Source organism: Peribacillus sp. P4_C12 (assembly GCF_056402095.1).
Genome location: NZ_JBFUIB010001091.1, coordinates 1 through 697 on the forward strand (window position 1 = coordinate 1; position 697 = coordinate 697).

The 697-nt window shown below is 38.5% G+C and carries 1 protein-coding gene; it reads right to left on the bottom strand.

Annotated features, from left to right (window positions below; translation table 11 throughout):
* Positions 1-697: IS4 family transposase (locus AC1DUW_RS31500; protein WP_477644536.1), on the bottom strand; the 697-nt coding region annotated here is incomplete at both ends.

Here is a 697-nt window from a genome sequence, read left to right on the forward strand (position 1 = left end):
TCTCCGTGTCTAACTGAATAAAGAGAGTACCTTTCTTCACAGTCCCATTCCGAAAAAACTCTGGTTCATCATTCTTACGATATATACGAGAATTCAACTTCAAACGTGAGACATAGTAAGCACCTTCATCATTCATTTTCTGTAAGTCGTGTAAGTCGAAATACCCTAAATCCCTTATGTATAAGTCTTTCGGTTGAATGGTTAGTAGACTTGTGGAACCGAAGGTTTTATCATTTTCTCTCCCTTCTCCTACATAAACGTGGAGGAACTTCCCACTCAATAAGTCATATTCAAGTTGGATTTTAACACCTGCGGTATGGCTACTTCCGCCAGAACCTTGATAATGTGAAGCAAACTTATCTGGAAGTTGAAATGTTGTAGAATCTAGGATCCGAATACGTTTAAAAGTCGTGGAGTATGGATGAAGTATTTCTTGTGTTGAATGAATTCTTTGAGTTAGAAGATTAGCTAGAACTTGTTGAAGAAACTGTACGGCTGAACCATTAAATCGTTGATTAAGCCCTTCGGGGCTCATGAGGACACCTGTAGATGCTTCGAGACGGCTACACAATTGTGTAAGTGGTGTACTCGCAACCTGTTGACTAAGCCATACACATAAAGCAATTAATTCTTGTGCTTGATATTTACTTGTACGTTGAACAAAACCAACTTCTTTAGCTAATTGTTGTAGAGAAGA